Below are 9,114 nucleotides of genomic sequence, written 5' to 3'. Positions count from 1 at the left end.
GAAACCCCCCCCCCCCAAAAAAAACATAAAGATAAACCGTCAGCGAGGTAGCTATGGATACAGATGACCTACAACTCTCCGGGAGCGAATGGGATTTAATGAAAATCCTATGGGACAACAGCCCCGCCAGCGTAAACCAAATCGCCGAACTCACCCCTCAATGGCATCCCAAAACGGTGCGCACCATGTTGATTCGTTTGCAAAAAAAAGGCGCGGTTGAAAACAAAGTGATTGACGGAATTCAACACTTCACACCTGTGCATGATCGCGAATATTGCGAATCCAGTGCGACCCAATCCTTTATGCAACGCGTGTTCGACGGCGCCCTCACGCCGATGATTGCGCATTTCACCCGCAAACAAAAGCTGACTGATGCGGAAAAGAAGGCACTCATTGCACTATTGCAAGACAACAAGGAGCAGGGAGAAAAATAATGGAAATGCTAACGACAGGATTAACTACATTTACTGGTTGGCTCTTGATCGCATCATTCAAAAGCTCGCCGTTAATTATCGCGCTTTTATTAGCGCAATATGGATTGAAAAAATATTTATCGGCAAGTGCGCGTCACAGTTTGTGGTTAAGTGTTTTTATTTGCCTGAGCATCCCCTTCGGTTGGGAAATTTCACTTGGCAAACATACTGATAATTTATTTGCTGATCCTTCTCACACTCTCATCAGTATGCCATCTTCCACACAAGTAAGCATCGTAGAAAATGCGCCGGTGACCGATATACAAACTAATTCAGGCAGCACTACCGGGCAGCCCACTACAGCAGCTGATCATCCGATTAGCCTGCATTTATTGTTGAGTTATATCTGGGCAGGGATGTTTTTTTGCTTATCCGCACTCACCTTATGGCAAGTACAACGATTTAATCGAATCAAAAAGAATACGGTTCCGGCTAATGATCTACAAGAGCAGCGTTTACAGATCAGTAAAAATAAATTAAGAGTTAATAAAAAAATACCCCTCCTTTATTCCCATCATATTCAAAGCCCGCTGACTTTTGGATTATTTAAACCCGTTATTATTTTGCCAATTGATATTGAACAACAACTTACGCAATCACAGTTGAGCTACGTATTACTACATGAACTGGGGCACATCCAGCGTCGCGATATTTTATGGAATTGGCTGGCCTATTGGGTAACTCTCCTGCATTGGTTTAACCCCATCGTTTGGTACGCCAGCAAATGCATGAAAGCCGATATGGAAATCGCCTGCGATGCCAAAGTATTAGCGCATCTTTCACAACAAGATAGAAACGATTATGGATTGACGTTAATTAATGTCAGTCAACTCTCTTCAAAAGCTCCACGACTCTCCCACAGCTTGGGGATTTTGGAAAACCACCGCGAACTTAAAAATCGACTAATAATGATTAAGGAATTTACGACTATGACAATGAAGAAATCGTTCGTCTTTGGCCTGGTGTTTAGCGCGTTTGCCGTTGCCTCTTTGGCTCAACCCGATACAAAACAGGATGAAATAAAAAACATCTCCGCATCAAATAACAATAGCCGAATGATATTGGCTGAATTTGCAAAAAGAGCAGAAAAAGATCTAAAAATACCAGTGCTTGTCGGGAATGCATTGTCCGACCTTAATATCCGGGTCAGTATTACTGAAACGCCGCTCGATTATGGCCAGTTATTAAGCCAGCTAAAAATCAATGAATTTACCGCCTATAAATCCAACGGTTATATTCAAATAATTGCGGTGCGTGATGCACGCTGGCTTGCAATTCCGACCGTTGAAAAAGGGAAAAAATATTTTGACGATGAGTATGTTACTGACTCTATAAAATTGGATAAGACATGCGCCGGCAGCATTTTGGCTACGTTAAGACCATTGGTTCCACAGTACGGGCATTTAACCGCTATGGAGAGTGCCAATATGCTGATTATTTCTGATTTTTATAGCAATACCGTACGCGTAAAAGCGATGATCAAGATGCTGGAGGAAAACACGCCGCAAAAAGTTGAGTGTAGAACTGCAAACACTGCAACTGCTGGAGGACCAAGCAGGGAGAAAAAATAAAACGCTCCGAATAAAAGATGGGCTATTAGCTACTACATTCACATAATTTAATTAAGCGAACCACATCTGTAGTTCGCTTTTCTTTCAGATTATCAGACGTCGGCGACTAATTTGAATGTTTAGAATACTAATGTAGATTTGATGGAGCAGTTGGCAGCATAAAGTTCGATTTATTCAATCCGTGCAGCAATATTCCGCACATGCGCTGCCGGGTCCATGAGACGCCCAACCCTGTCACCCCAGAGTTGATCCTCTGCGGGCATAAGCACACTAGCGCCTAATGCAATAGCGCGAGCCATTATGCCATCCACATCGTCATCATAGAGATAAGTCACTACCGAAGAACTGCCATCAGACTGCGGAGCACGACTCGCCAAATGTGGAGCTTCATTGTGAAGCATTAGCATGGATTGATGGATCATGAGGGTTGCGTGGATAACGTTTCCATTTTCTGCGGTGCGGCGTGAAAGCTCTACCGCACCAAATGCCTTCACACAAAAATCCAATTCTGCCTCCACATCAAGACACACCAACATAGGAATTATCATTTTAGGTTTCATCTATCGCTCCTTAAGGCTCACTAAACAACTGCAATAAACATGCGCGTTACATTACCAACACGCAAACCATCATTTCTTTGTGCAAGGAAACGATTATTAAGATAATCAGGGCTTATATCTTCAATATGCGAGAAGCCTAGACTACTCAGTTGTTGCGCGAGCGATTGCGGATCGAAAAAGCTTTTCAGCGGCTCACCGCCTGACGCCAATTGCGCAGACATCATGCTCAATACGTACTGTTCTATTTCATTCAGATTTTTGGGGTCAACAATGTAATCAAAAACCAGAATAGAACCGGGGGCACAACGGGTAATAAAATGGAAGGTTTGCTCTATCGCAGCCAGATCCAGATAAGCTACGACACCCAGACAAGAAAAAAAAGTTTTTTTATTTTTATCAAATCCAGCTGCCAGTAAACTTTTTTCCAAAGCACTTTTTTCCATAGTGCTTTTCTCCATAGTACTTTTTTCTAACCTATCGAGTTCAAAATCACAGGCGACATAAGTTACTGCACAGGTGGGAGCAATTCCTTGCTGTTTAAGCCGTGCAAGTTTCATAGCTTGAGTAGCAGGCAGATCTACCTCAAACACTTTTTCATGCTGGTGCTTGCTGCGATAGGCATAAGTATCCAGACCCGCCCCCAATATCACATATTGGTTTACGCCATTCTCCAGCACTGCTTCGCGCTCATCTTGCGCAAAACGGCTGCGCACAGCGATGGCAAACCGCATAGCGGAGCTGAGCGGATCTTTGTGTAAATCGAGTTTATCGATCACTTCAGATTTTGCATCACCCAATATTGCCAGCGCGATTGGATCATGGAAAATCACCGGTTGCTCCAGGATCTGATGGGCAGCGCGCCAGACCGCAACCGCCTGGCTACTGGGCTTGGCATTATCCATGTTTAGGGAAGTGCAGAATTGTTTTTGCAGGGTATTGGATATGGCGTCGAACATAGAGGCTCCTGGTTGTTTAAGGTGAACAACAATTGCAATCACCTTAAAACCTCACGTTACGTCAGGAACAAGCATTTTTTAATTTTATAAATGATCCATCGCCTGGCGAATAAATTTGAAGAGTTTTTTATCAAGCCCCGTCCCTTGAACCAGAAGCGGCTCGTTATCGTAAGCCTGTCGCAAACGCGCGGTAATCTCAGCATCGCCACCGCTAACCGAAGCCTCAAACAACGCCTTCCATTTTAGCGCTAATACGCGAGCGACTTCGCTTTCCGGGCTGATACCCAATTGCATCTGCGCACGCACCTCAGTGATAAGCGGTAACCACTGTTCACGGTTTTCCCGCTGATGCTTTTCCATAATTTGCATTTGTTCTGCGGTGAGATATCGCGCGAAAATATCGCGATGCAAGGCTCCCATAATACGGCCCAGATAGTCATTCATGGCCGGGCTAATTCCACTCTCTACCTGCATTTCAAGATCATTACTGGACATGGAATAGATTTTTAATAATAAATCAGGGTTATGCCCCGCCAAACGTTCCAGCATTTCGGTCCAACGAATAACAAATTCCTTTGCCTCTTGAGTGTCAGGTGCAACGTTTTGCTCCATCATGGTTTTCAGCTTATTAACCATTTTTGGCCAATCATGCTCAAGCTCCTGCTTCAGCGTTTGGGCATAACCGTTTAGCTCTTCAATTTCATCGGCGGTTAAATAGCGCTCATAAATATTCATTAAAGCCAACGTATCCAGCCAATTCGTCATCCCGGGCTCATGGATCGATTTCAAATTATTCTGTAACGCCAGTAGCCGGTTTTTTAACTGGGTGGCCTGCACTATTTCGCGATCAAGATGGGTAATTTGCTGCGTAATAATCGCAGGCAAATCTTGTACGTCCTGCTGAATCAGTTCAGAGATTTGCAGCAACGATAAACCCAACTGCTTGAGTGCCTGGATACGGTATAGACGGGATATATCTTTGGTGTTGTAAAGCCTGTGGCCGGCATCAGTGCGCACAGAAGGTGAGAGCAATCCGATCTCCTCGTAATGATGCAGAGTGCGCACACTTAAGGAAATTTGTCTGGCAAGCTGACCAACTTTCAATAACATTTTAAAGCCATAAATAATTCAATGAAGTGGCCAGCATATGCGATAGTTTTTACAAGTTGCAAACCTATTTCAGCAAGGGGCAATGCAATAAAAAAGGGGCGCAATAATTGCGCCCCTTTTTTGTATTCATCGCTCGAACTATTTATCGCACGATTATTTATTCGCGCGATTATCAATGAGTTCATTCACCACTGCCGGATCAGCCAGCGTTGAAGTATCACCGAGTGAATCCAATTCATTAGCCGCGATTTTGCGCAGGATGCGGCGCATGATTTTTCCGGAGCGGGTTTTCGGTAATCCCGGCGCCCATTGGATAACATCGGGACGCGCAATCGCGCCAATTTCTTTTACTACGAGCGCAAGCAATTCTTTTTTCAATTCATCGCTCGGTTGCTCGCCAGTCATCAAAGTGACGTAGGCATAAATGCCCTGGCCTTTGATGTCATGCGGATAACCTACTACCGCTGCCTCAGCAACTTTATCGTGAAGTACCAGTGCACTTTCAACTTCTGCGGTACCCATGCGATGGCCGGAAACATTGATTACGTCATCCACACGGCCAGTAATCCAGTAGTAACCATCGGCATCGCGGCGCGCGCCGTCGCCAGTGAAGTAGTAACCGGGATAGGTGCTGTAGTAAGTATCAATGCAGCGCTGGTGATCGCCGAATACGGTACGGATCTGGCTTGGCCATGCGGCTTTGATACAAAGGTTACCTTCACCAGCACCGATAATTTCTTTGCCTTCCGCATCCAATAACACCGGTTGCACGCCAAAGAATGGAACAGTCGCGGAACCGGGTTTTAAATCAATTGCGCCAGGCAATGGAGTCAGCATGTGCGCACCGGTTTCAGTTTGCCACCAGGTATCCATAATCGGGCAACGGCTATCGCCAATGACGCGGTAATACCACTCCCAGGCTTCGGGGTTAATTGGCTCCCCTACGCTGCCCAGAATTTTCAGGCTTGCACGTGAGGTTTTGGTAACGTAGTCATTGCCTGCGCCCATCAATGCGCGGATTGCCGTTGGGGCAGTGTAGAAACTGTTAACGCCGTGCTTGTCGATGACTTGCCAGCAACGGGATGCATCCGGGTAAGTTGGGACGCCTTCGAACATCAAGGTAGTTGCGCCATTGGTAAGCGGACCATAAACGATATAACTATGGCCGGTAACCCAACCCACGTCCGCGGTACACCAGTAAATATCCCCTTCCTGATAATCGAATACGTATTTGTGGGTCATCGCCGCTTGCAGCAAATAACCACCAGTGGTGTGCAGTACGCCTTTGGGCTTGCCAGTAGAACCGGAGGTGTAGAGGATGAACAATGGATCTTCGGAATCCATCACTTCCGGTTCTGCAACGCTGGCCTGACGCTCCACGAGGTCTTCGTACCAGAAATCGCGCTGCTCATTCCAAGCAATATCGCCTCCGGTGCGTTTTACTACGATGCAGGTATGCACATTCGGGCATTGTGCCAGGGCAATATCGGCATTCTTTTTCAGCGGGACGCGCTTGCCGCCACGCAGGCCTTCGTCTGAAGTGATAACAACCTGGCAATCAGCATCCTGGATACGGTCTTTCAACGCTTCCGGAGAGAAGCCACCGAATACGATGGAATGAATCGCACCGATACGGGTACAGGCGAGCATTGCGTAAGCCGCTTCCGGGATCATCGGCATATAGATACAGACACGATCGCCTTTTTTAACGCCGCGCTCACGTAAGGCATTGGCCAGGCGGCAAACCTGGTCGTGCAATTCCTGATAGGTAATAAACTTGTCTTCGGAAGGATCATCGCCCTCCCAGATAATCGCGGTCTGATTAGCGCGCGCTGGCAAATGGCGATCAATACAGTTCACACTGACGTTCAGTTTTCCATCCACAAACCAGGAAACCTCCCCTTTTTTCAAATCACTTTTCGTGACCTGCGTCCAGGGTTTTTGCCAGCTCAGGAAAGCGTTTGCCTGTTCAGCCCAGAAAGTATCGGGTGAATTAACCGATTGCTCATACATGGACTTGTAACGGGCCAAATCAATGGCAGCGTTCTTCTTGAAACTTTCAGGGACCGGGTACAGGTGAACTTCAGACATGCTTTTCTCTCTTTGCCGTTATCTTGTTATTACATCAGGAGGGGTAGTAACGAATCCGGATACGATAATCCAAATCCGCACGTTCAATTGCAGGCAAGCTTAGCAGGATTGAGGTAAAAAGCTCAATGACAACGTTGTCCAATTGGTGCAAAAACCTGGTCAAGTCAAGATCAATGCACCATTTTGTCTCACTTTCAGGTTAACAACGGCAAAGAATTCCTTGCCGAACAACCAATAAAAAAGGGCCTTCAAGGCCCTTTTTTACCGCAACCGTTACAGCAAACTCAAACCGCGATTATGCAACTTGCATCGGAATGGTATTGCTGGTGCGGTTTACAGTGTTATCTTCATTGAGATACACAAGTTTGGGCTTGTGGTTCACCAATTCGCCTTCGTTGAAATGGCCATAAGTCGCGATAATCACGCGATCACCCACCGCTACCTTACGGGCAGCTGCACCGTTCATGGAGATGGTGCCTGAGCCAGGCTCAGCCAGGATGATGTAAGTATGGAAACGTTCGCCATTGCTCACGTTGTAAATATCAATTTGTTCAAATTCGCGCATGCCGGCAAGGGCGACCAGATTGGCATCAATCGCGCAGGAACCGTCATACCACAGTTCCGCCTGGGTCACTTTGGCCATGTGCAACTTGGCTTTAAGCATATGTGAAAGCATGAAATCCTCCGGGGAATCACTTGCTGGCGTATCAGGCCAGGACCACAGAAACGTTATCAATTAATCGCGCGCCCGCAGTGTACATGGCGCCGAGTATAGTGATCTCCCGATCATCGTGTGCCGCCATTTCCAGCGTGCGGCTATTGCAAATGTTGATGTAATCCACCCGAAAACCCGCCACCTCAACCTGCGCGCGAGCTTCGTCGATCAACACGGTAAAATCGCGGCGACCCTGCTCTATTTGTTGTTTGATTCCATTCAATGTACGGTTGAGCACTGCCACGCGGGGGCGCTCATCCGCCGTAATAAAACCATTGCGCGAACTCATGGCCAAGCCATCACCTTCGCGGAAAATCTCACCCGCCGTAATCTTGATAGGGATGCACAGGTCTTCCACCATCCGGCGAATCACCGCCAACTGCTGGAAATCCTTGATCCCGAACACCGCTTCGTCGGGCTGGACAATATTAAACAGCTTGGTGACTACGGTTGTCACGCCCTCGAAGTGACCGGGGCGACTTGCGCCACAGAGTACATCGGTCATGGTCGGCACGATCACCCGGGTCTGTTCAGCCATACCGTTGGGATAAATTTCTTTTTCATCCGGGCAAAACAGGTAATCGCAATTTACCGATTCCAGTTTTGCTGAATCCGCCGCCAATGTACGCGGGTACTTGTCCCAATCCTCATTCAACCCGAATTGCAGCGGGTTCACAAAAATACTGGTAACGACTACATCGCAATTCTTTTGGGCGATTTTGACCAGTTCAAGGTGGGCATTATGAAGGTTGCCCATGGTGGGCACAAAACCGATGCGCTTACCAGCGCGACGCTCCGCCGCCAGGGCTTCACGCAAGGAACTGATGTGATGGAAAACCTGCATTAACACGCCTCAAACTACGTCAGGAGCCGACCAGGGCTTGGGCGCGCGATAATACACGGTCACTGAAAGGATGTACATTTTTCGAACAAAAATTAACCAGCAATTTGGCAGGTTAATCGCGATCAAGGTACGGCAGGCGAACCACCGCATCACCAACGCTCAATTTCCCGCCCTGAATAACTTTGGCGCACAGCCCGCCATAACCAAACATCGCCGCCGCACCGCCTTTACCCAAGGCTTCATCCATCCTCGAACAGGGATGGCAAAGGGCATTGGTTTCGAGGATAACCTCACCAATCTGCACACGCTGGTAGCGCAGGAGGTTCATATTCATACCGGAAATCACCAGATTGCGGCGCAACAGGCGAGGATCAATAGACATGTGGCCAGTATGTTGGCAAATTTGTCGGATATATTCCTGGCTGATGATGGTGACCTGACGGGCTGAGCCCGGCGTTTTTTTCATGCGGTGGTCACCTGCCAAACCCAGCCCAACGACTGCTTCAGCCTGGTCGACCACCACGACTTCACCGCGCCGTTCACTGCGCAAACCTATCCATTCCAGTTTGCCGGGGGCGAGGTTGGCACAAAGTTTATCGAGCAGGCGGGCCTGGCTGTTCATCGGGGAAACTCCCTGCGGATAATTCTTGATAGAAATTAATACTGATCCTGCTGGAAATACTCAAGCGCAAAATTACCCACTCACGCTACTTCCCATTTTCTCAGCAAAAGGATGGAAATGGCTTTCAATATACACAGCCCCTCACTGTAAAAGATAGGTATCCCTAATCAAT

At 47.4% G+C, this 9,114-nt stretch carries 9 protein-coding genes; 2 read left to right on the top strand and 7 right to left on the bottom strand.

The window, feature by feature from the left end; genetic code table 11:
• The first annotated feature begins 53 nt into the window (after positions 1-53).
• On the top strand, positions 54-434 hold the full coding sequence (locus tag A596_RS17645; RefSeq protein WP_039917271.1) for a BlaI/MecI/CopY family transcriptional regulator: 381 nt from the start codon (positions 54-56) through the stop codon (positions 432-434).
• Entirely contained in the window at positions 434-2,044 is a 1,611-nt protein-coding gene (locus tag A596_RS17640) for a M56 family metallopeptidase (protein ID WP_039917269.1), read from the top strand. The genes A596_RS17645 and A596_RS17640 overlap by 1 nt, the downstream gene beginning before the upstream one ends.
• A gap of 170 nt (positions 2,045-2,214) precedes the next feature.
• On the opposite strand, the gene A596_RS17635 is transcribed toward A596_RS17640, so the two are convergent.
• The 7 genes from A596_RS17635 to A596_RS17600 all read right to left on the bottom strand — a co-directional run bounded on the left by A596_RS17635 (position 2,215) and on the right by A596_RS17600 (position 8,942).
• The gene (locus A596_RS17635) at positions 2,215-2,604 is read right to left on the bottom strand and encodes a VOC family protein (protein ID WP_039917537.1); all 390 of its coding nucleotides are present in this window, start codon (positions 2,602-2,604) and stop codon (positions 2,215-2,217) included.
• A 20-nt stretch (positions 2,605-2,624) separates the two neighbouring features.
• Positions 2,625-3,560 (bottom strand): class I SAM-dependent methyltransferase, encoded by a 936-nt coding sequence (locus A596_RS17630; RefSeq protein WP_052417643.1) that lies wholly within the window; start codon positions 3,558-3,560, stop codon positions 2,625-2,627.
• 84 nt (positions 3,561-3,644) lie between these two features.
• The gene (locus A596_RS17625) at positions 3,645-4,670 is read right to left on the bottom strand and encodes a MerR family transcriptional regulator (protein WP_039917267.1); all 1,026 of its coding nucleotides are present in this window, start codon (positions 4,668-4,670) and stop codon (positions 3,645-3,647) included.
• A 153-nt stretch (positions 4,671-4,823) separates the two neighbouring features.
• Positions 4,824-6,761, bottom strand: coding sequence for an acetate--CoA ligase (gene acs / locus A596_RS17615; protein WP_039917262.1), 1,938 nt, complete (start codon positions 6,759-6,761; stop codon positions 4,824-4,826).
• A gap of 295 nt (positions 6,762-7,056) precedes the next feature.
• Positions 7,057-7,437: an aspartate 1-decarboxylase gene (gene panD, locus A596_RS17610; protein WP_039917260.1), complete on the bottom strand. Its 381-nt coding sequence runs from the start codon at positions 7,435-7,437 to the stop codon at positions 7,057-7,059.
• Positions 7,438-7,468: 31 nt separating this feature from the next.
• Positions 7,469-8,320, bottom strand: a complete 852-nt coding sequence (gene panC / locus A596_RS17605) for a pantoate--beta-alanine ligase (protein ID WP_039917258.1) — start codon at positions 8,318-8,320, stop codon at positions 7,469-7,471.
• Between the two features lie 112 nt (positions 8,321-8,432).
• Positions 8,433-8,942 (bottom strand): MOSC domain-containing protein, encoded by a 510-nt coding sequence (locus tag A596_RS17600; RefSeq protein WP_039917257.1) that lies wholly within the window; start codon positions 8,940-8,942, stop codon positions 8,433-8,435.
• Positions 8,943-9,114: the final 172 nt, after the last annotated feature.

This window comes from Cellvibrio mixtus subsp. mixtus J3-8 (genome assembly GCF_000766945.1).
GTDB classification, from domain to species: domain Bacteria; phylum Pseudomonadota; class Gammaproteobacteria; order Pseudomonadales; family Cellvibrionaceae; genus Cellvibrio; species Cellvibrio mixtus_A.
The sequence above is the reverse complement of the archived record's forward strand: the minus strand, read 5'-3'. Positions and strand labels throughout refer to the sequence as shown.